At 57.4% G+C, this 20,908-nt stretch carries 22 protein-coding genes; 9 read left to right on the forward strand and 13 right to left on the reverse strand.

Features of this window, described 5'->3' with window-relative positions; translation table 11 throughout:
• The first annotated feature begins 1 nt into the window (after position 1).
• Positions 2–946: a zinc metalloprotease HtpX gene (locus tag ACP4CD_RS19210; protein WP_426992140.1), complete on the forward strand. Its 945-nt coding sequence runs from the start codon at positions 2–4 to the stop codon at positions 944–946.
• Between the two features lie 21 nt (positions 947–967).
• The gene (gene trxC, locus ACP4CD_RS19215) at positions 968–1,405 is read left to right on the forward strand and encodes a thioredoxin TrxC (RefSeq protein WP_426992142.1); all 438 of its coding nucleotides are present in this window, start codon (positions 968–970) and stop codon (positions 1,403–1,405) included.
• A gap of 111 nt (positions 1,406–1,516) precedes the next feature.
• Here trxC and ACP4CD_RS19220 read toward each other — a convergent pair whose 3' ends face one another.
• Positions 1,517–2,875: a UDP-N-acetylglucosamine-peptide N-acetylglucosaminyltransferase gene (locus ACP4CD_RS19220; protein ID WP_064030757.1), complete on the reverse strand. Its 1,359-nt coding sequence runs from the start codon at positions 2,873–2,875 to the stop codon at positions 1,517–1,519.
• Between the two features lie 124 nt (positions 2,876–2,999).
• Entirely contained in the window at positions 3,000–3,413 is a 414-nt protein-coding gene (locus ACP4CD_RS19225; protein WP_426992143.1) for a hypothetical protein, read from the reverse strand.
• 86 nt (positions 3,414–3,499) lie between these two features.
• On the opposite strand from ACP4CD_RS19225, the gene cysD reads away from it, so the two are divergent.
• From cysD to cysN, 3 genes are read left to right on the forward strand one after another with little or no spacing between them, the layout of a single operon-like run.
• Positions 3,500–4,408: a sulfate adenylyltransferase subunit CysD gene (gene cysD, locus ACP4CD_RS19230; RefSeq protein WP_071158927.1), complete on the forward strand. Its 909-nt coding sequence runs from the start codon at positions 3,500–3,502 to the stop codon at positions 4,406–4,408.
• A gap of 36 nt (positions 4,409–4,444) precedes the next feature.
• Positions 4,445–4,864, forward strand: coding sequence for an excalibur calcium-binding domain-containing protein (locus tag ACP4CD_RS19235; protein ID WP_082885637.1), 420 nt, complete (start codon positions 4,445–4,447; stop codon positions 4,862–4,864).
• Between the two features lie 39 nt (positions 4,865–4,903).
• Positions 4,904–6,529, forward strand: a complete 1,626-nt coding sequence (cysN, locus tag ACP4CD_RS19240; RefSeq protein WP_426992146.1) for a sulfate adenylyltransferase subunit CysN — start codon at positions 4,904–4,906, stop codon at positions 6,527–6,529.
• Between the two features lie 49 nt (positions 6,530–6,578).
• Here the strand turns inward: cysN and ACP4CD_RS19245 are convergent, their stop codons facing one another.
• From ACP4CD_RS19245 to ACP4CD_RS19295, 11 genes are all read right to left on the reverse strand, one after another.
• Positions 6,579–7,178 (reverse strand): hypothetical protein, encoded by a 600-nt coding sequence (locus tag ACP4CD_RS19245; protein WP_426992148.1) that lies wholly within the window; start codon positions 7,176–7,178, stop codon positions 6,579–6,581.
• Positions 7,179–7,422: 244 nt separating this feature from the next.
• Positions 7,423–7,866 carry a hypothetical protein gene (locus ACP4CD_RS19250; protein ID WP_426992150.1) on the reverse strand — a complete coding sequence of 148 codons (444 nt, stop codon included), beginning with the start codon at positions 7,864–7,866 and terminating at the stop codon, positions 7,423–7,425.
• Positions 7,867–7,929: 63 nt separating this feature from the next.
• On the reverse strand, positions 7,930–9,351 hold the full coding sequence (locus ACP4CD_RS19255; RefSeq protein ID WP_426992152.1) for a phosphomannomutase: 1,422 nt from the start codon (positions 9,349–9,351) through the stop codon (positions 7,930–7,932).
• Positions 9,352–9,373: 22 nt separating this feature from the next.
• A complete protein-coding gene (locus ACP4CD_RS19260) occupies positions 9,374–9,979 on the reverse strand; it encodes an RloB family protein (protein WP_426992154.1) in 606 nt (201 codons plus the stop codon).
• 2 nt (positions 9,980–9,981) lie between these two features.
• Positions 9,982–10,620, reverse strand: coding sequence for an AAA family ATPase (locus ACP4CD_RS19265; RefSeq protein WP_426992156.1), 639 nt, complete (start codon positions 10,618–10,620; stop codon positions 9,982–9,984).
• Positions 10,584–11,231: an AAA family ATPase gene (locus ACP4CD_RS19270; protein ID WP_426992158.1), complete on the reverse strand. Its 648-nt coding sequence runs from the start codon at positions 11,229–11,231 to the stop codon at positions 10,584–10,586. Before ACP4CD_RS19270 ends, ACP4CD_RS19265 begins: the two co-directional genes overlap by 37 nt.
• Positions 11,232–11,332: 101 nt before the next feature.
• A complete protein-coding gene (locus tag ACP4CD_RS19275) occupies positions 11,333–12,019 on the reverse strand; it encodes a helix-turn-helix transcriptional regulator (protein ID WP_426992159.1) in 687 nt (228 codons plus the stop codon).
• Positions 12,020–12,037: 18 nt separating this feature from the next.
• Positions 12,038–12,412: a VOC family protein gene (locus ACP4CD_RS19280; RefSeq protein WP_064030748.1), complete on the reverse strand. Its 375-nt coding sequence runs from the start codon at positions 12,410–12,412 to the stop codon at positions 12,038–12,040.
• Positions 12,413–12,493: 81 nt separating this feature from the next.
• Complete coding sequence (locus tag ACP4CD_RS19285; RefSeq protein ID WP_426992160.1) at positions 12,494–13,969, reverse strand: helicase HerA-like domain-containing protein; 1,476 nt, start codon at positions 13,967–13,969, stop codon at positions 12,494–12,496.
• A gap of 53 nt (positions 13,970–14,022) precedes the next feature.
• Positions 14,023–14,691: a TlpA disulfide reductase family protein gene (locus tag ACP4CD_RS19290; RefSeq protein ID WP_426992162.1), complete on the reverse strand. Its 669-nt coding sequence runs from the start codon at positions 14,689–14,691 to the stop codon at positions 14,023–14,025.
• A gap of 7 nt (positions 14,692–14,698) precedes the next feature.
• Positions 14,699–15,181 (reverse strand): YajQ family cyclic di-GMP-binding protein, encoded by a 483-nt coding sequence (locus ACP4CD_RS19295; protein ID WP_064030771.1) that lies wholly within the window; start codon positions 15,179–15,181, stop codon positions 14,699–14,701.
• 171 nt (positions 15,182–15,352) lie between these two features.
• On the opposite strand from ACP4CD_RS19295, the gene ACP4CD_RS19300 reads away from it, so the two are divergent.
• From ACP4CD_RS19300 to ACP4CD_RS19315, 4 genes are all read left to right on the forward strand, one after another.
• Complete coding sequence (locus tag ACP4CD_RS19300) at positions 15,353–15,883, forward strand: hypothetical protein (protein ID WP_064030746.1); 531 nt, start codon at positions 15,353–15,355, stop codon at positions 15,881–15,883.
• 361 nt (positions 15,884–16,244) lie between these two features.
• A complete protein-coding gene (locus ACP4CD_RS19305) occupies positions 16,245–17,894 on the forward strand; it encodes a methyl-accepting chemotaxis protein (protein ID WP_281021567.1) in 1,650 nt (549 codons plus the stop codon).
• Positions 17,895–17,950: 56 nt separating this feature from the next.
• A complete protein-coding gene (locus ACP4CD_RS19310; protein WP_426992163.1) occupies positions 17,951–18,547 on the forward strand; it encodes a hypothetical protein in 597 nt (198 codons plus the stop codon).
• 32 nt (positions 18,548–18,579) lie between these two features.
• Positions 18,580–19,917 carry a methyl-accepting chemotaxis protein gene (locus tag ACP4CD_RS19315; protein WP_426994712.1) on the forward strand — a complete coding sequence of 446 codons (1,338 nt, stop codon included), beginning with the start codon at positions 18,580–18,582 and terminating at the stop codon, positions 19,915–19,917.
• Positions 19,918–20,908 lie beyond the last annotated feature (991 nt).

Here is a 20,908-nt window from a genome sequence, read left to right on the forward strand (position 1 = left end):
CATGCAAAACACCATCGTCCACAATCACCGCTGGGCCAATCGGCTGCAAACCGTTCTATTGATCGCGGCATTGCTGGGCATTTGCGCGTTGGCCGGCCAATTGCTGCTCGGTGAAGACGGCATCTGGATGGCGTTGATCGCCGCCGGGTTGGGCTTGGTCATCACGCCGGCTGCCGCTTGGCGCCTGACCTTGAGTTTTTACCGGGCCCGGCCGATCTCGCCGCGCCAGGCGCCGGTGTTGTGGCAACTTTTGGAAACGCTGGCTGAACGCGCCGAATTGCCGACCGTGCCGCAACCCTACTACGTGCCCAGTCCGATCATCAACGCCTTCGCGGTTGGCAATCGGCAGCAGGCGGCGATCGCGCTCAGCGACGGTTTGCTGCAACGATTGTCGACCCGCGAGTTGGCCGGGGTGTTGGCCCACGAGATGGCGCATATCGCCAATAACGACCTGCGGGTGATGGGCTTGGCCGATGCGGTCAGCCGGATTACCGCGCTGTTCGCCAGCGCCGGCCAATTATTCTTGTTGCTGAGCCTGCCGGCTCTGTTTTTCGGCGACGTGGCGTTTACGGTCAATTGGCCGGGAGTGATATTGTTGTTGTTTTCGCCGCATCTGGCTGTGTTGATACAGTTGGGTTTGTCCAGAACCCGCGAATACGATGCCGACCTGCGGGCGGCGACGCTGACCGGCGATCCGCTGGGTTTGGCGCAAGCCTTGGCCCATATCGAGCAAGCCAGCCGGGGCTGGTTGTCGATGCTGTTTCCGGGCTGGGGCAACCCGGAGCCGTCCTGGCTGCGCACCCATCCGCCGACCGATGAGCGGATTCGCCGGTTGCAAGCCCTGGCGCCAGCCGCACCGTGGCAAATTCACGCCCCGATATTCGCCTATCCGCTGCAACCGGTCGCGCGCCAGCCACGTTGGCGGATCGGCGGCCTTTGGCATTAAGCTTCATTTTTCGAGGACATCATGAGCGACGCTTTACATCTGGTTTGCCCGCACTGTTCGGCCGTCAACCGCGTTCCAACGGAACGTCTGAACCAACAGCCCAAGTGCGGCCAATGCCATCAAGCCTTGTTTACCGGCCATCCGTTGGAGTTGACCGAAGCCAATTTCCCCAAGTATCTGAGCCAAAGCCAAATTCCGTTGCTGGTGGACTTTTGGGCCGCCTGGTGCGGGCCGTGCAAGATGATGGCGCCGGCTTTCGCCCAAGCCGCCCAAATGCTGGAGCCGGCGGTGCTCTTGGGTAAGGTGGACACCGACCGTCACCGCTATCTAAGCGAGGATTTCGGCATTCGTAGCATTCCGACGCTGATTTTGTTCAAGAACGGTCGAGAAATTGCGCGCGAAGCCGGCGCGATGTCGCTACAGGACATCCTGCGCTGGACGAGAAGTCATTTGGTTTGACGGTTGGCGCCGCTGGTCGGGCTGGCTTCGGCTACGCTCAGCCTACGCGGGTAGTCAAACATCCGGCTCGAGGAACACACCGGCATTGCTTGCCGGTCTAAGTCCAGCGCATCAATGGCTTTCGATCGTGATCGGTTGCAGGCCGTCCTGATGACGCCGCCACATGGCTTGAAACAGCGCCTCCAGATGCAGCGTATAGGCTAGCGTATCGAATAGCGGGGTGTTCAGGCGATTGGCGGCCAGCTTGCGGTTGACGTCGGCCAACTGCTCGGGACAGTTGGCTAGATCGTGAGCCAGCGTGTAATAGGTATCCAGATCGGTCGCGATCAACTCGTCCAAGCCTATCGCCCGCAACAGACTGCCGGCTACCCGTGATGGGAAAGTGTCGCCGGCGCAGGTAATCATCGGCACGCCGACCCACAGTGCGTCGCTGGCGGTGGTGTGGGCGTTGTAGGGCGCGGTATCCAACACCAAATCCGCCAGGCCCAAGCGTCCCAGATGCTCGATTTGCGGTAGCTCGTCGGCGAAGATGAGTCGGTCGGGCACAATGCCGCGCTGGTAGGCTTCGTTTCTGAGCCGGCCCTTGGCGGAGGCGTTTTTCAACAACCACAGTACGCTGCCCGGCGTGTTGTAGAGCAGCCGGCACCAGACGTCGAAAATTTCCGGCATGATCTTGTAAGCCTGATTGAAGCAGCAAAACACAAAGCCGTGTTCAGGCAGGCCCTGCTCGACGCGGCTGGATAGCTTGCCGATTTCGGCGTGCCGACCGTGCGGCTGGTAACTGTCCGGCAGGTAGGCGAAGGCCTCGCTGTAGTCGGCGGCGCTGCCGGGCGGCGTCAGGTAGGGATCGGTGACGATGTAATCGCAAAAATCGCCGCCCAGCGTACTGGGGTAACCCAGGTAATTGACCTGAATCGGGGCCGGCCGGTAGGTGAGGATTTCGGTGCGGGTGCCGCGGGTATAGCCCTTTAAATCGATCAGAATGTCGATTTGGTCGGCATGAATGGCTTTGGCGCTGTCGGCGATCGATAACTCGCTCAAATCGACGAAACGGTCGAAGCAACGCAGCAGGCGTTGGCGCATGTCGCCGCCGTCGTCGGCGCCGTAGGAGTAAGCGTAGATTTCGAACCGGTCCTTGTCATGGGCTTCCAGCATTTCCACCAACAAATACGCGGTGGCGTGATCGTGGAAATCGCAGGATAAATAGCCCAGCCGAATTTTCGGTCTGGCCGGGCCGACGAATTGGAACGCCAAGTCGTCCCGCTCGGCTTGACTGGCGGCGAGCCGGGCCAGCAACCACAAATCGGCGCATTGTCGTTGTTCGGCGGCACTGATGCCGGGTAAGGACAACAAATGGAAAGGCGAAATCCGGCTGCTTTCATTGGCGGCCAAACTGGCCCGTACCTTGTTCCGCCATTCGTCCAGACGCTCCCATTCGCATAATTTGCGGCTGCGGTCGTAGTGTTTCATCGGGGTTCCACTCCATCGTTGGCGCAAACCGCCAGGGAAGGCCCGACGTCTAGTCCGGGGGCATGGCGCCATCGTACCCCACTTTAGCCGGAATACCGAGGAAATCCGGCGCTTGCGGCGGTGATCAGTTTATTAAGGATTTCAGCGGTATCGCGAAGCGTTGCCGAACCACGTCGCCGATTCGGCCGCTGTAAGCGCTCAGATACAAATCCCGGCCGCAGACGTGCGGCAAGGCCGAACAACGACCGGTGATCGCGAATTGCCGGCCGAACAGCCGGAAGGTTAACGGTATGCAATCGGCGCGCAGAATGGGGCCGGCCACGCTGAGATCGATGCGCCGGTCGAATGAATCGTAAGCCAAGCTATCGGTCACCAATGTTAGTTCCGCCAGAACAATGCGGTCGTCGTCGCCGATACAGCCGTAAATCGTGCAGCGGCAGGTTTGCAAATCCGCTAGTAAGGCTTCGGCCAGCCGCGCGGTGGTCGGCCGACCGGGGAGTTGCTCCAGAAGGGTTTCCAAGCCGTGGTAGTGTCTCATAAGCTTTGTCGATGGCGTCGCTAGGGGTTTGTCCGTAAAATACCCGCCGACACCTGACTTCTATTGGCCCCGCGCCCCGAGATTTGATGACCGATTATAAACTGACCCATCTCAAACAGCTCGAAGCTGAAAGCATCCACATCATCCGCGAAGTGGCGGCCGAATTCGAAAAACCGGTGATGCTGTATTCGATAGGCAAGGATTCCGCCGTGATGCTGCACTTGACCCGCAAGGCCTTTTTCCCCGGCAAGCCGCCGTTCCCGTTGTTGCACGTGGACACCACCTGGAAATTCCGCGAAATGATCGAATTCCGCGACCGGATGGCCAAGGACCTGGGTTGGGATTTGTTGGTGCATATCAACGAAGAAGGCGTCGCCCAAGGCATCGGCCCGTTCACTCACGGCAGCAAGAAACACACCGACGTGATGAAAACCGACGCACTGAAACAGGCCTTGAACAAATACCAGTTCGACGCGGCGTTTGGCGGCGCCCGCCGCGACGAGGAAAAATCCCGCGCCAAGGAACGGGTGTATTCGTTCCGCGATAAAAATCACCGCTGGGACCCGAAAAACCAACGCCCCGAACTCTGGAACATTTACAACGGCAAAGTCGATAAAGGCGAGTCCATCCGCGTCTTCCCACTATCCAACTGGACCGAACTGGACATTTGGCAATACATCCATTTAGAGAACATCCCCATCGTACCTTTGTATTTTGCCAAAGAGCGCCCGGTCGTCGAAAAAGACGGCATGCTGATCATGGTCGACGACGAGCGCATGCCGATCGGCCCGGAAGACAAAGTCGAAATGAAGATGGTGCGCTTCCGCACGCTTGGGTGTTATCCCTTGACCGGGGCCGTTGAATCGACCGCGACCACACTGCCGGAAATCATCCAGGAAATGCTGCTGACCACTACCTCAGAGCGTCAAGGCCGTTTGATCGATCATGACCAAGCCGGCTCCATGGAGCAGAAGAAACGCGAAGGTTACTTCTGAAGGTTTACACCGTTAGCGAACGAGGAAACACGAATAGTGAAGAAATTCTTGTGCTTGTTTATCCTGCTTTACTCCGTGGATAGCTTGGCCGGTGTGTACAAATGTACCGATGCAAAAGGTCATGTAGTCTATTCCGATACCGCTTGCGATCACAAAGCCGATCGCAAGATACCGGATTTGAAACCGCTCGCGGAAGTTAAAGCGGAGCAGCCACTTTCCTCAAAACTAACCGACAAAGTTAAAGGTCTTTTCGAAAGCGCACCGAAACCAGAGCCGAATAATGCAACGGCCAGTTCCACGGAGCGCAATGCGCAGAACTTCGTTTGCGACGGCCGCGTCTATTGCTCGCAGATGAGATCGTGCGAAGAGGCGACGTACTTCATCAATCACTGCCCGGACACCAAAATGGATGGCGACAACGACGGCATTCCGTGCGAGAGCCAGTGGTGCCAATAAATATTTGTGCCTTGAACCTTTTACCTTGAACCTAAAACCATGTCCCACCAATCCGACCTTATCGCCACCGACATCAACGCCTATCTGGCGCAACACGAACGCAAAGAGCTATTGCGGTTTTTGACCTGCGGCAACGTCGACGACGGCAAAAGCACCTTGATCGGCCGTTTGTTGCACGACTCGAAAATGATCTATGAAGACCAGTTGGCCGCCGTGCAGGCCGACAGCGTCAAATCCGGCACCACCGGCGCCGGCAAGATCGACTTGGCCTTGCTGGTCGACGGTCTGCAAGCCGAGCGCGAGCAAGGCATTACGATCGACGTAGCCTACCGCTATTTCTCGACCTCGACCCGCAAATTCATCATCGCCGACACGCCGGGCCATGAGCAGTACACTCGCAACATGGCCACCGGCGCCTCGACCTGCGACTTGGCGGTGATTTTGATCGACGCCCGCTACGGCGTGCAAACGCAGACCAAACGCCACAGTTTCATTGCGTCGCTACTGGGCATTAAGCACATCATCGTTGCGGTCAACAAAATGGATTTGGTTGGTTACAGCCAGGAAACTTTCGAAAAGATTCGCGACGATTACATGGCCTTTGTCAAAACCCTGGATCTGCACGACATCCATTTCATTCCGATGTCGGCGTTGGACGGCGACAACGTGGTCAATCCCAGCGTAAACATGCCCTGGTTTACCGGCCTGCCGATGATGGAGTTGCTGAATAGCATCGAAATCGCCAGCGACCACAATTTCGACGATGCCCGCTTCCCGGTGCAATACGTCAACCGGCCCAACCTGGATTTTCGCGGCTTCTGCGGCACCGTCGCGTCCGGCCTGTTTCGGCAAGGCGATGCGATTACCGTGTTGCCGTCCGGTAAGACCAGCACGATCAAATCCATCGTCACCTTCGACGGCGACTTGCCGCAAGCTTTCGCCGGCATGGCCGTGACCTTGACCCTGAACGACGAAATCGACATCAGCCGCGGCGACGTGGTGCTCGGCGGACAGCAAACCGCGCCCAGCGTCGCCGACAAATTCAAGGCCAATATCGTGTGGATGACCGAACAAGCCATGCTACCCGGCCGTCAATACGTGATCAAACTGGCGACTCGCGGCGTATCCGGTTCGGTGGCGACAATACACCACCGCATCGACGTCAACACCCTGGAACACCACGACGCCGACGAATTGAAGCTGAACGAAATCGGCCTATGCACGGTAGCCGTTAATGCGCCGGTGGTCTTCGAACCTTACAAGCGTAATAAAGCCACCGGTTCGTTCATCGTCATAGACCGCTTGACCAACGTCACGGTCGGCGCCGGTATGATCGTCAGCGAAGCGAATGATGAGGATTGGACGCCGGTTAGCGCCGAGGAACGCGCCAGCCGTTTCGGCCAATCCGCCAGCATCGTCGCTTTAACTGGTGCCGACGCTAAAACCATGGCTTATCACTTGGAGCGCCGCTTGTTCGACACCGGCCACGCCGCAACGGTGTTGGAACACGGCGACGTAAATCTGGCCGCCGCGATCAAGCATGCCGGCCTAATCTGCCTGTGTGCGGGCTTGGCTGCCGAACATGCGGATTTGGCCTTCGATGCCGACCGGCAAACCATCGACGAAATCTACGACGCATTGAAGAATCGTAGCGTGGTTCACTAAGCCGCGCGGCTGTTCCCATGCGTCGCATGGGAACGCGAAAGGCCGTTTGTTATGCGCCGCGAATTGGCTGACCGGAATTTGACCTCAGCAGCGTCAACCCGCTTAAAAACAGTAAAAACGAAGCTGGGAGCGGAATATTGGTCGGTGTGATTGGGGAGCCGGTTATTTGAAAGCGAACTTCAGGATAGAGTTGGGTAATCTTGATGGAGTCTATCGCCCGCTCCGGTGATAGGTTTACATTGCCGCCCACTGGGACATAGATTGGCGTGAATATCGTGATCGAGGGCGCAAGCCTTGCCGTCAAATCTATATCGTTTCTCGCGGAGATGTTCCAGCCGGCCGATGACCTGGCGCCCGTCAGCGTCACGGTAGTCAAATCGATACTTCCGCCCGTGAGAATGGTCGCGGCCGGCGCGGGATTGATTTCTATAGGCGTTGCTTGACTTAGATCAGTCTTAGTCAACTGATAAGGAAAGATTACCCTGGGAAAGACGCTGGTCAACGAGGTACTGGGGCCGAGGTTGATCGCTCGACTGCTTGAGGACCGCAGGTCCAAGCGTTGAACGTCTTCCACTTCGGACGTTGCCGACGCATAGGCGGTGGACGTCGACAAAACCAAGAGTCCCACGAATAAGCCGTTCAAGCGCATAACTATCTCCTTGGTCTAGTAATTCAGATAAGTGTGCCTGGCGATTGTGTCAGAACGATGACCGATGGCGCGATCGATCAAGTCCGCACATTCTTTGTTGCTCTTGGCTGCGCTCGGCGCGCGAGTTTCGGCGGGGATTTATGCCTCGGGTAGGGGGCTATGTGGCGAGCGGCGCGGTCGATCCAACACAAAAAAGCCCCGGTGGTTAAGCACCGGGGCTCCGCGTAGCCGAGGCGTTGGCCGGTTATTGCAACAAATCCAAGGCCTTCTCGGCCGCTTTTTGCTTGGCCTTGGCTTTGCCGGCCTTGATCGCTTGTTCGGCGTTTGGGGCTTGCTCTACCTGGCTTTTCAATTGTTTAACGGCTTGTTTTTTCTCTTTCAAGAGTTGCGCGCCTTGTTTCAATTCTTCCGGCGTGGCTTGCTCGATTTTTTGTTTGACCGCTTGTTTGGCGGCGTCTTCGACTTGCTGTTTCGCGGCGGCCGGGGTGTTTTCGACGCCGGCTTTGACCGCTTTCGCACTATCGACCGCCGCGCCGGCCGCCTCGACGCCCTTGACCGCGTCGGGCGCGACGGCGTTCGCGCTGTTTTGGACCGCCTGCTTGCCGACCGCTTCCAACAAGCCGGTGTCGGCCACGGCGGCTGAAGAAGCCAATACGAAGGAACTCAATACAACGATGCTGGTTTTCATGGATTTATCCTGGTCGTTCATTATTAGGAGCTTGCAGATTAGCCGTCCCAACTTAACCGACGATTAACGTCCGGCAATGCGGCGCAAGGTTTCCGTGACCAACTGGCCCGCTCGGTCCACCGAGTCGGATTCGGCATAGCAGCGTAATTCCGGGGCATTGCCGGACGGCCGCAGGTGGACGATGTCGCCGCTGGCGAAGGTCAGCCGCAGGCCGTCGGTAGTATCGCTATCGACCGGCGCGCCCAGGCTATCGCCCCACAGGCTGCGATAGGCGCTGGCGTCGGCCTGCAAGCGATCCAGCAAGGCGCGACTGTTGGCGGTCGGGAATTCCTGAATCCGGTCGCTGGCGGTGAAGCGTTGCGGCAAGCCTTGTAGCAAGCCGGACAGCTTGACGCCTTGGCCACGCGCCATTGCCAGTAACGCCAACGCGGGCAACAGCGAATCCCGAGTCGGCAGGGCCGCCAGGGGCTTGCCGTTTACCGATAAACCGTTGCCGGCCAAAAAGCCGCCGTTGGCCTCGAAACCCGCCACGCCGCCCGTCGCGACCTGCTCCATGCCGGCGATTACGTAGGGCGAACCGATTCGGGTTCTAATCACCTGCTTGAACCAGCCGGACGCTTCGATCGCGGTATTGCAACTGACCGGCGTGACGACGGTATCGGCGCCCAAAAATTTCGCGCACAGCAGGCCGACGATGTCGCCGCGCAGCCACTCGCCGGTCTCGTCGCCGATCAGCGGCCGGTCGCCGTCGCCGTCGGTCGAAATGATCGCGTCCAGTTGGTATTGTGCCGCCCAGTCGCGGCCGCGCTGGCGATCCGCCTCGCCGACCGCTTCGGTATCGATAGGCACGAAGGTGTCGGTGCGCTCCAATCCGACGACTTCGGCGCCCAATTCGGCCAAGACTTCCTTCAACACGTCGCGGGCCGCGCTGGAATGTTCGTAAACGCCGACTCGCCAGCCGGCCAACAAATTGTTGGCGAACAAACGGGTATAGCGCTGCTGAAATTGCGCCAGCGCGGCCGGATTGACGGCCGGCAATTCAGCGTCCACCGCTACGACTTCCACGGTCGCGCCGGTCATCGCCGTCTCATCGGCTTTGCTGATTTCACCGTCGGCCCGGTAGAACTTGATGCCATTACGGTCGAACGGAATGTGGCTGCCGGTGACCATGATGGCCGGCAAGCCTTGCGCCAGCGCATACAACGCCAGCGCCGGCGTTGGCAATACCCCGCAAAAATCCACTTCGCAGCCAGCTTGGCGAATGCCGGCCACGCACGCTTGGGCGATTGCCGGGCTGGACGGCCTTAAATCCATGCCCAGCGCGATTTTTTGGCCGGGCTTGGTCAGCTGCAAGCCGTGGATAAACGCCAGCGTATACGCGGCGCAGACTTCGCCGCTCATTTGGCTAACCAAGCCGCGCGCGCCGCTGGTGCCGAACGCCACGCCGCTGTCGGCCATCATTTGTTGGATGTTGATTGTCGTCATGGGATATTGAGATAAGTTGAATTTAACGGATTTTTTGCGGTTGAGATAATTCTTCAAAATACGCCAGCAACTCATGCAAACGAGTACTCGGATTCATCTCGCCGCTGTCGATTGCTTCGGTTAAGACTTTTGGGGCTAAACGTCTGGCTTCAGGAAAGCGGCTTTCTAGGCTCCGGAAGATATTTCGTTCATTGCCTTTATCGTAGTCCGCGAATTCAGGATAAGCGCGTAATTCCTTGATCACAGATTCAGGCGATTGCGGCTTGCGGCTATATCCGAAATGCAGCAACAACCAAAACTCGAAACAGGGATAGGAAACCACCACATCAATCTTAGGCTGGCTTTTCGCTGCATCCAAAGCTTTTTCGAAGTTGGCATGAGAGTCGCGATCAATCGTGCAGAACGCCCGGTCGAATTTGCCTTTTCTGCCAATCGCTTCGTTGACGATACTCGTCGGATCGGTTTTGCCGCAGTGACAGATTTCGACTTGCACCTTTATCCGAAAATACCCACAGGCATCTTCCAAATAGCGCTTACCCGATTTGCTGTCTTCACAAATCACCAAAACCGTCGGTTGTGGCTTGAAACGCGGCTTGGCTCGATTAAACGACGCGGCGTTGCGAGCCATTCTTAACTCCGGCGGATTATCGGTAGTGCACGATAGCGGCCTTCGTAATAGCGCTTTTCCAGATCCTCGCCTTCCCGGCCCTCGAAATCGTGGATGGAGCGCAGTTGGGTTGCGCCATTGGCATCGCGCTCGGTTAGCCAGAATTGGTCTCGGCGCAATAATTTGGCATCCATTAAGTGGGTGTCGTGGGTGGTAAATATGAGTTGCCCTGGCGATTCGGAATACAGATGCTTTGTTACTAGAGAGATGACAATCTCAGGGTGTAAACTCGTATCGAGTTCATCGAAAATTAACGCCAAGCCTTGTTCCGAAACGAGAGTAAGTAATTGCCACAGCAGCCAGAAACCTATCAAATTTCTTGTCCCATCTGACTCCTCATCAAAATTAAACTCAGCATCACCTAATGTAGTTCGATGAGTAAATACAGTTTTAGCTTGTCTTCCGGCCATTGGCGAGTCTAAAAAAGTACGCGATAAATTAGTAGAAACCGATTCAAGCTCATCAAATCGAATATCTGTGATCGGGACATCGACTTCTCGCAAAAACGATGACAGTGCTTCTGCAAATGTGGCGTCTGTTTCGGCTCGTTGCTGAGCAATTTCGGCTAATTCCGGAGTGCTATGGGTAAAATAAACCGACAATCCCCCTGAAACCATAAGAGCGGTATTCTAAGTTGTTTTAATTCTTCGCTACTATTTGCAACTGCTTGAGAAATAAATAAGGTCTGAGGCCCCGTCGCTTTCCGCCATAATTCATGCAAATCTATTCCACCTTCTAACGCCGCACCGAAACGATAAATATCTCCTCCAGCTTGATGCTTTCTTTCGTATAAAAGAGTTTCTCTACCTTCGGGAAATATAACTAAACGTTCTTCAATGATGCGCTTTTCAGTTAATGCCAACTCAAATTGATAGCGCTGCTCATAGACAATAAAATGCACATCAATTCTTGTCGGTTTGTCAATTAACGTGGCGTCAAACCGAAAAGGAGCAACCGGAAGTGGCACAGGATGCGCCATTGGCTGACGATTGGAAACTTCACGAATAACATCGAATGCCTTAATTAAATTACTTTTCCCTGAAGCATTTGGCCCATAAATTGCTGCCACTTTCAGCAAATCAGGCAATTTCTCACCTTTGACCGCTGGTTTGATCAAATTCTCCCGCTTTCGCAATCTTGGTGCCGCGACCATCGAAAAGGTCTGTTTCTCGCGAAACGAGCGAAAGTTACTGACCGAGAACTCTATCAACATGTAAAAAATCCGCAAATAAAACACAAATACTGGGGACTACTATAGCGAATGACCAGTCTATTTGCAGAAAGTCTGCAGATGAGTTTTGTTTTAGCGACGGTTCACTGCGGCTGGCAATGCATTCGCCGGATGAAATCCTGCAAGGTTTGGCCCGGATCTTCAGTGAAAGCTTCGTCCAGCACCCGCGCGTGCTCGATGCGGTCCAGGCGGAAGTTGCGGAAATCGCCGCGCAGTTCGCACCAGCCGACCAGGCTCCAGACGTTGCCCCAAAAATACAAGCCCAGCGGCCGAATCCGGCGTTGGCTGAATTCGCCGTCGCCGCGCCGGTAATCGATCTGTAGTACGCGTTTGGCGTCCAACGCTTCGCGACAAATGTCCAAGGTGACATCCAAATCGTCGCGCCGCGAGAAGCGCAGCGCGAACAGTTTGGAGCGGTCCAGGCGGTCGCGCAATTCGGCCGGTACGACCGCCGCGACCTTGTCCAGCACCGACTGCGCGGAGCGGCCCAGTTCTGTGCCGCCCCAAGTCTTGACCATCCTGGCGCCGACCACCAGCGCCTCCAGTTCGGCGGCGCTGAACATGATCGGCGGAATATCCAGGCCGTGCCGTAACGCGTAGCCGACGCCGGCTTCGCCTTCGATCGGAATGCCGGACAGGCTGAGCACCTGGATGTCGCGGTAAATCGTGCGCTCCGAGACTTCCAGCCGCTCGGCCAGCGCCTTGGCGGTCACCAAACGTCGGTTGCGCAGAATCTGGACGATCTGAAATAGGCGGTCCGCTCGGCGCATGTGCGGTCGATGGCCTCGCTAAGCCGGCGAATACAAGCCGACCCGGTTGCCTTCGCTGTCGATGAACAGCGCGAAGTAACCGCAGTCGCCGTCGTGAATCGGCGTTTTCGGCACGAGCACCCGGCCGCCGCCGGCTTCGACCTTTGCCAGCGGCTCGTTCAAATCGGCGCCGCCGTTGAAATACACCACCGCGCCGGTCTCGGAGGGTTGATAGCACTCGCCCTGCACCAACATGCCGCTGACCGCACCTTCCTCGGCTTCGAAAATCGCCAAGTTCATGTCATTCATCTCTTCCAGCTTGAACGTCGAATTCAACACGTGACGGTAAAAGTCCTGGGCGCGGCCAAGATCGGCGGCGGGTAGTTCGAACCAAGTAGCTAGATTGTTGTTCATGATGCTCTCCTCGTTGCAGTTAAAAGAGCGGTCATGCTAAACCAGCGCTACTGACAGCGTGGTGTCAGCAGTGTTTTAGCGCTAGCGCCGACCGCCGAGCAACGAGCCCAGTACGCCGCGGATGATTTGGCGGCCAAGTTCCTGGCCGATGCTGCGCGCGGCGCTTTTCGCGGCGGCTTCCAGGACGCTTTGGCCGCCGCGCCGCCGCGATCCGGATTGGCCGCCGCCCGGCAGCACTTGGCCCCAATCGAATCCGCCGCCGGACGTCGAGGCTTCTGCCTTTCCGGCCCGTTGTTTCAAGATTTCGTAGGCCGATTCGCGATCGATCTGTTTTTCGTAATGGCCGGCGATGATCGATGCGGCCAGCGTCTCGCGCCGCTCGGCGTCGCTGACCGGGCCGATCCGCGAGCGCGGCGGCTTTATCAAGGCGCGTTCGACCGGCAGCGGCGTCCCCTGTTCGTCCAACAACGACACCAAGGCTTCGCCGACGCCCAGCTCGCCGATCGCGGCGGCCACGTCCAGTCCGGGATTGGCGCGAAAGGTTTCGGCGGCGGCCCTGACGGCTTTTTGATCGCGGGGCGTAAAGGCGCGTAACGCGTGCTGAATGCGATTGCCGAGCTGGCCGAGAACGATGTCCGGAATATCTTGGGGATTTTGGCTGACGAAATACACGCCGACGCCTTTGGAACGAATCAAGCGCACGACGTGTTCGATTTTCTGCAACAAGGCCGCCGGGGCGTCGTTGAATAACAGGTGAGCCTCGTCGAAGAAAAATACCAATTTGGGCTGGTCCAAGTCGCCGGCTTCCGGCAGGTTTTCGAACAATTCCGACAACAGCCACAGCAGCAGCGTCGCGTAAACGCGCGGCGATTGGTACAAGGTTTCGGCGGCCAGGATGTTGATCACCCCTCGCGAGCCGTCGGTTTGCAGCAGATCGTTGAAATCCAGGGCCGGCTCGCCGAACAAGTGTTCGCCGCCCTCGTGCTCCAGTTGCAGCAAGCCGCGTTGAATCGCGCCGACGCTGGCCGCCGAGAGTTTGCCGTAGTCGTCGGCCAGTTCGGCGCCGTGCTCGGCAACGTACTGCAGCATCGTCTTCAGGTCTTTCAGATCCAGCAACAGCCAGCCCTGGTCGTCGGCGATCTTGAACGCGGCGGTCAATACGCCGCTCTGCACGTCGTTCAGGTTCAACATCCGCGCCAGCAGCAGCGGCCCCATATCCGAGATCGTGGCGCGCAGCGGATGGCCCTTCACGCCGAACACGTCCCAGAACAGCACCGGCGCCGCGGCCGGCCGGCTATCCTGGATAGCCAAGTCCGCCAAGCGGGCTACCACTTTGGGATTGCCGCCGCCGGCCCGGCTCAGGCCGGCCAGATCGCCCTTGACGTCGGCCACGAATACCGGCACGCCGATGTCCGAAAAGGCCTCGGCCAGCGTTTGCAGCGTGATGGTTTTGCCGGTGCCGGTGGCTCCGGCAATCAGACCGTGGCGATTGGCCATCGCCGGTAGCAGGTTCAATTCGGCGGTGCCGGCTTTGGCGATCAGCAAGGGTGTGGTCATGGCGAGTCCTGGAGAAAAAAGGTCGGATCAGCCCGGAGCTGACTCAAGAAGGTTTACAGCAACGCGATTAAGTCCGCTTCCAGCGTCTCGTAGGCGCCGAAGCGGCTGGCGACCAGATGGCCGTTCCGGTCGATGAGCAGGTAGGATGGCGTGCCTTGTAACTGGTAACGCTCGAAGCTTTCCGGCCGGAAGGGTTGCCGGGAAAAATAGTCGCGCAAATGGGTGCGCAGTGCGTGCTGCTCGGCGGGCGCCCGCGCCTGAAAATCGTCGATCCGTTGTTCGATGAAGCGCTCGACTTCGGCGGCTGTCCCGTCCGTTTCGCGCGGCGTCAAATGGTCCATCGCTACCGGAAAACTCAAGCGATAAGGCCAGGTGCCGCGCTCCAGCAAGCCGTATTGGCTCAACAGTTTTTCGGTTTCGCCGATGACCCGGCCTTCTTCCAACAACAGGCGCAGATTGGCGACGGTATTTTTATCGAAATCCTCGAAGGCGGTCGCCAGGCCCAACACCGTCAAGCCTTGTTCCCGGTAACGCCGATGCAGGCCTTCGACGCGCGGCAGGCAGTGCAAAAAACAGCCGGGGCAATTGACTTGAAATACCGCGACCAGGACGACGCGGCCGGCCAGATCGCCGAGCGAGGTGGGATCGCCTTGCAGCCAGGCGTCGACCGCCAGAGGCGGCGCGGTTAGGCCGATGCGGGCTTCGTTGATCGCGGTGTCCAAACCGGCTTCAATCGCGAAAATTGTTGAATTGCAACGGCTGTTCCAAGTCCTCGGCGCGCAGCATCTGAATCACTTCCTGCAAGTCGTCGCGTTTCTTGCCGGTAACCCGCACCTTGTCGCCGTTAATCGCCGCCTGCACTTTCATTTTCTTGTCCTTGATCAATTTGACGATTTTTTTCGCCGCGTCGCTGCCGATGCCTTGCTTCAACGTAATGGTCTGAGTCGCGGTCTTGCCGGTGTCGGTGATTTTGCCGCTTTCCAGCGCGGAAATGTCGATGCCGCGCTTGCCCATCTTGGCGTATAAAATCGGCAACATTTGTTGCAATTGAAACGTCGATTCGGCCTTCATCTGAATGCCGTCGTCGGATTGTTCGAAATTGGCGTTGGAGCCCTTGAAATCGAAGCGGGTCGAGACTTCCTTGTTGGCTTGGTCCACGGCATTGGTCACTTCGTGGGCGTCGAGTTCTGAAACGATGTCGAAAGATGGCATGGCGTTGATTTGCAAGTATAAAAGTCGCGCCACTATAACGGCGTCGCGACCATTATTCAACTGTGGTGGGTGTCGCGGCGGACTTGTCCGCCGGCGGAGAAGCCGTTATCTTGTGGCTAAGCCGGCCATTCGTCGAACGGAACCGGCGCATTGCAACGGGGGAAAACCACTATGAGAGCTATTGTTTACCTAAGCGGCCCAATCCTGGCCGGCATCCTGCTGGCCGGTTGCGGCCAGGAGCAAGCCCAAACCGCCATCGCGGCGAACGCGCCGCTCAAAACCTTTCCGCGGGCCACGACATTGCGCGGCACGGTCAGCGACAATACCGGGCCGGTTAAGGCCGGTACGGTTACGCTGTCGACCGAGGCCGGCAAGGTGCTGACCAGCCTTGAATTGCAAGACAGCCAGCGTTACGAAATCGAAGCGCCGGCCGGAACGCCGCTACCGGTATTACTGACCTACGCCCCGCCACCCGGAAAATCCGGCGACACGATGACCAGCGTGGTGATTTATCCGGAAATCAGCAAATACGACATCAACCCAACCACGACCGCGATCGCCAAGAGCGCGAAGGCGATGGGCGGATACAACCACAACAATCTGGTACGCGCCGCCGAAAATACCGCTCACGTTCCGGACGCCAACAAAACTACCGCCGGTTTTCGCGGCGATCCCACCACGCAGTACGGCGGCTGGCACTAGCCGGAGCCGCTTTCGGTATTACCGTTCGACCGGCCAAAATCCGGTCGATTTTAGCTCTTGATTCAGCGCGATATCGCCGTATTTTCCAGTCGTCGCGATACCTGAGCGGCAAGCTTGGAAATTAAGCGCCCGTTTTTGCAAAACGCTCTACACTAAAATCTTGATCGGCTAAGTTGCAATACTAGCGATGCGTCATGCAGTCAACTCTGATGAACCGCGCCAATTGTTCTAGCTGGGTTACAGCTCGACGCAACTGCAAATAACGCGGCGGATTGCCGGCCCGCTTGTAACAAAACTGTCATAAACACCGTTTAATATTCCGGCGATCCGACGTCGGCAATTCTCACAGGAGTATAGGCTTATGGCTAATCTAACGATTAAAGCTCGACTCTACGTCATCCTGGCCGCGGCAGTCAGCGGATTTATGCTTCTGGGGCTGGGAAGCCTGTATCAGATCGAACAAATCCACGGCAAGGTTAAGGAAGACTACAGCAGTTTCGAAAGCGGCATGCATACGCTGGTGCTGATTCAGAGCGCTAACATCGCGTTCAAGACCCAGGTGCAGGAATGGAAAAACATCTTGCTGCGCGGTAACGATGCGGCCAATTTCGAAAAATATTCCCAGGGTTTTTCCGCTTCGGAAAGCTTGGTCGGCACCAAACTGACTCAGGCATTGGAGGCGCTACGCGCGGTGGGGTCGCCGTTTGCGCGCGATATCGAAAATCTGCTGAGCGAGCATCGGGAGATGGGCAAGAAATACCGATCGGCCTTGGCGCAATTCGATCAGGCCGACCCGGAAGCCGGCAAGAAAACCGATGCGCTGGTCAAGGGCATGGATAGAAGCACCACCGACAGCATTAACAAGTTGGTGGAAGCGTTCGAAACCGGCCAGCATGATCGCCTGAACCGGCAAATCCAAAGCTCTCAAGACGAGTTTCGGCAAATCCGCAATACTCAGTTGGCGATCTTCGCCGCGCTGTTGGTGATCTGCGGCAGCCTGGTATTGTTCACCGCGCTGCATATCGCGCGGCAGGTCGCGGACTTTCAGCAAGTCATCTCCGGCATTAGCGCCAATCGCAATCTGACCTTGCGGATGCCGGCCGCCGGCGACGACGAAATATCGGCGATCGGCAAAAGCTTCAACGACTTGTTGCAGGTTTGGCAGAATGCGATCGGCCAAATAAAGCGTAGCGCCGATTCGGTCGCCAGCTATGCGCGCGACATGACGGCGTCGGTTGCCGAGTTGTCTTACAGCGTCGGCGCGCAGAAAGCGGCGACCACGGAAATGGCCGCCGCTATCGAAGAAATGACCGCCAGCATTGCTCATATTTCCGATTCGTCGCAAAACGCCAACACCATTTCCAGCACCTCGTCCCGCCAATCCGCCGACGGGAGTTCGGTGATCGAAAAAACCGTCTCGGCGATGCAAAACACCTCGAACGGCGTGATGGAAACCGCTAAAGTCGTGGAGCGGGTCGGCCAGCAATCCCAGGAAATCTCCGGCATCGTTCAAACCATCAAGGATGTCGCCGATCAGACCAATCTGTTGGCACTCAACGCCGCGATCGAAGCGGCCCGTGCCGGCGAGCAAGGCCGCGGTTTCGCGGTGGTCGCCGACGAGGTCCGCACGCTGGCCGAAAAAACCACCCGGATGACAGAAAACATCACGCAGTTGGTCGATCGCATCCAGGCCAGCGCGCAGGATGCCGTCGTCAATATCGGTAAGGTGGTGCAGGGCGTCGATCAAAACGTCGCGTTGGCCCATCAGGCGGGCGAGGCCATCGGCGGCATTCGCGAAGGCAGCATCCGCGTCGTGGACGCCACCAACACGATCGCGACGGCACTGGCCGAACAATCGGTGGTGAGCGAGAGCATCGCCAGCAAAGTGGCCGCCATCGAACTGATGAGTAACAAAAACAACGATTCGCTGGCGCGCCTAAAAGACGCGGCCGGCCGGATGGATACGCTGGCCGGCGACATGCGCGCGATGGCATCGCAGTTCAAAGCCTAGTCATCCGTCGGAACGCTAAACCGTACATATTCCTCTTGGGTTCCAAGCCAGACATCATGAAAATCAGCCGTATCTCCAAAATTGTCAGTCTCTTGTTGGTCCTCACCCTGACCGGCTTCACGGTTGCGGTGGTTCGCTCCTTGCAACACCTTAACCACGCTTTCAAGGCCGTCGAATTCGTCGGTCAACAGCAGAACCAGTTTTACACCCGGATCAGTCAGCCGGTTTTCAATTACCTGGCCAGCGGCGATGCCACCTTGTTAACCGACATCGATACCAATGTCGGTCGGGCTGTGCGCGACATCGAAGCGAATCGCGAGGTGGACGACCGGCTGAAAGCGCCGTTTCTGGATTTGTTGCGGACCGTTCAACAATCCATCGTCGTCGAGTTGACCTCGGCCGGGAAATTGGCCGATCCGCAAATCCTGCTGATTAACAACGAACAGCAAATGTCCGGGCATTTGCAAAGCTTAATCGACTACGCGTCTCGCGCGCCGGTGGATGCCAAGACGAAACAACCCTACTGGGAATTGATAGGCCAAACCCAAGCGGCAGTGTTGAATTTGTCTCGAGCGAGACAAAGCTTTTCGCGGCCCGCGAAGCGGTTTCGGCCGAAAACATTCAGCGTTATCAGCGCCAACTGCTGGCGCTAGCCGATCGTTATAAACAGTTGCCGTTGCTGGGCGTGATGCGCGACGCCGCCAACGCGGAGCCGGACTTCGGTCTGGGGTTGACCGAGCGAGTGGCCGAGGCGCGCGACCTCGCCGAGGAGCCCATCAGCGAGATCGGCGCGCTGATTCGGCGTTACGACATCGATCTGGGTAGCGCCGAACAGTTCGCGCGCCAAAAAGCCGCCAGCCGGACGCAAGCCGCCGCGCAACTGCAAACGCTGCAACAACGGTTCGCCGATCTGCAAACCGAGATCGCCGGCGAATATCAGTATTACGAACATATCCTGTACACGATTGTCGCGATCTGCACCGCGATCTTGATCGCTATTTGTATGCTGATGATTTATATCAAACGCCATTTGGCCGATGTCATCGCCCATATCAGCAACCATGTCGATCTGCTGGCGCGCGGCGATTTGCGCGGCTCGGTTTCGTTGCGCAGCCGAATCGCCGAAATCAATTTGGTCAAGGAATCTCTACACAAATTGCATGATTATTTCGAATCGCTAATACGCCACATCAATCAGGAATCCTCGGCCTTGAACCAATACGGACGAGACATATTGCTGGTCGCGGCAAGCCTGGAATCGATTACCGCCGACCAACGCCAGGCCACCGAAGCCGGCGCCCAACAAATGACCGAGTTACACAGTTCTTTCGTGAATGTCGCCAACAGCGCGGCCGACAGCCAACATGCGACCACTTCGGCGCACGGCCTGATCGATAGTGGCGTGGCCTATATGCGACATACTCAGGTCCAAGTCGCCGAACTGGCCAAGGCCACCGACGAAACCGCCGCGTCGTTGGAACATCTGCGCCGCGACGCCGCCGGCATCGAAACCGTGCTCGGCGTGATTCAGGGTTTCAACGACCAGATCAATTTGCTGGCTTTGAATGCCGCGATCGAAGCCGCCAGGGCCGGGCAATACGGGCGAGGCTTCGCGGTGGTCGCCGACGAGGTTCGCAAACTGGCGTCGAACACCGCGGATTCGGCCGAGCAGATTCGCGGCTTGATCGAAAGGCTCAATCGGGCCACCGAAACCACGGTCAAGCTGATGAATCAACAACAAGCGGCGGCGAAAACCACGGCCGAGGCGGTCGATCATGTCCATCAGGTATTCGCCGGCATCAAGTCGTCGATAGGCGAGGTATTGAGCCAAAGCCGGGTGATCGCGGCGGCCTCGTTGCAACAATCGCAAGTCGCCGAACGAATCGCCAACAATTTCTCGCATACCGCCGAACTGGCCAAACAAACCACGCACGAAGCCCAGACCAACAAACTCAGCGCGTCGGCCATTTCCGACGTCAATCAAAACCTACAAAACCTGATCGCGCAATTTAAGGTGGCGTGAGGGAGCATCAACAGGCCGGCTATTGGATATTCCGACCCAAATCAGCCAGCCATTCCAATTGAAATCGGCCATCTGTTCCAATACAAGGTCGACCACCGATTCCGGTCGAAAAACCGCCATCAATTTCGATATGATTGCGCCAGTAGGGAATGAGGTTTTTCTGGAAGTCGCCAATTGCCGAAATCGACTCCATCCCGCCAGATAAGGTTTAAGTTGCGGTGGCCGAAAAAGGCAAGAAGCGGTCATTCAAAATGTCATTGCGCGCCGTGAATTGCGGCCTTAATAGGGGAAAATAAATCCGGCCTCGCATGATCTTCATTGACAGTGCCGCCGATCAATCGCACCGGTCCCGTCGAAACCGGCTGCGGCGCGGTTTGAACAGTCAGATGTCCGCGTTCGACCGGCAGCGGTATCGTCGCGACAGGCTAGGTTGCCGTTGATACCGGCAGCGTTCTTATCTCAACACGCGGTATCGCCACAAAAACATCCACGCTTCCTTGCCGAACATGCAGACCTTCACGCTAAACACGCAGCCTTCTAATATGGACAGTCAGCGCCGCTTGTTTAACACGCAAGCGCCGCTGTTGATCGGACACGCATCGCCGTTCGGCAGAGACGGCTGCCTGTCAATCAGTGGCGGCTCGGTGTTTAGTCGAGATCGTCGCCTGTTCATCGGCGGACGTCCGGCGTCGAGTTGCGGAGCGCCGGTGTTAAACACGCGGCACTCGGTGTTTGCATTAGAAGCTTGCCTGTTGATCAGGCGTTGCTCGATGTTCAGCAAAGGATGGTGGGTGTTTATCTAACATCGGTCCGTGTCCGCAATGGAGTGTCGGTGTTGCAATGACAACTCGTCGAGTGATAAAAGGACCCAGAGCGGCTTCGATTCGCTCGAACCGCGAAGGATCGAGCAAGAACCCGCCAGATCTGCGCCAAGCTTCTGTCTCGGCGCCAGTGTAGCTCCAGGTCCGTCGCGCCGACGTTCGCCTTGCCA

Source organism: Methylomonas stagni (genome assembly GCF_050154735.1).
GTDB classification, from domain to species: domain Bacteria; phylum Pseudomonadota; class Gammaproteobacteria; order Methylococcales; family Methylomonadaceae; genus Methylomonas; species Methylomonas koyamae_A.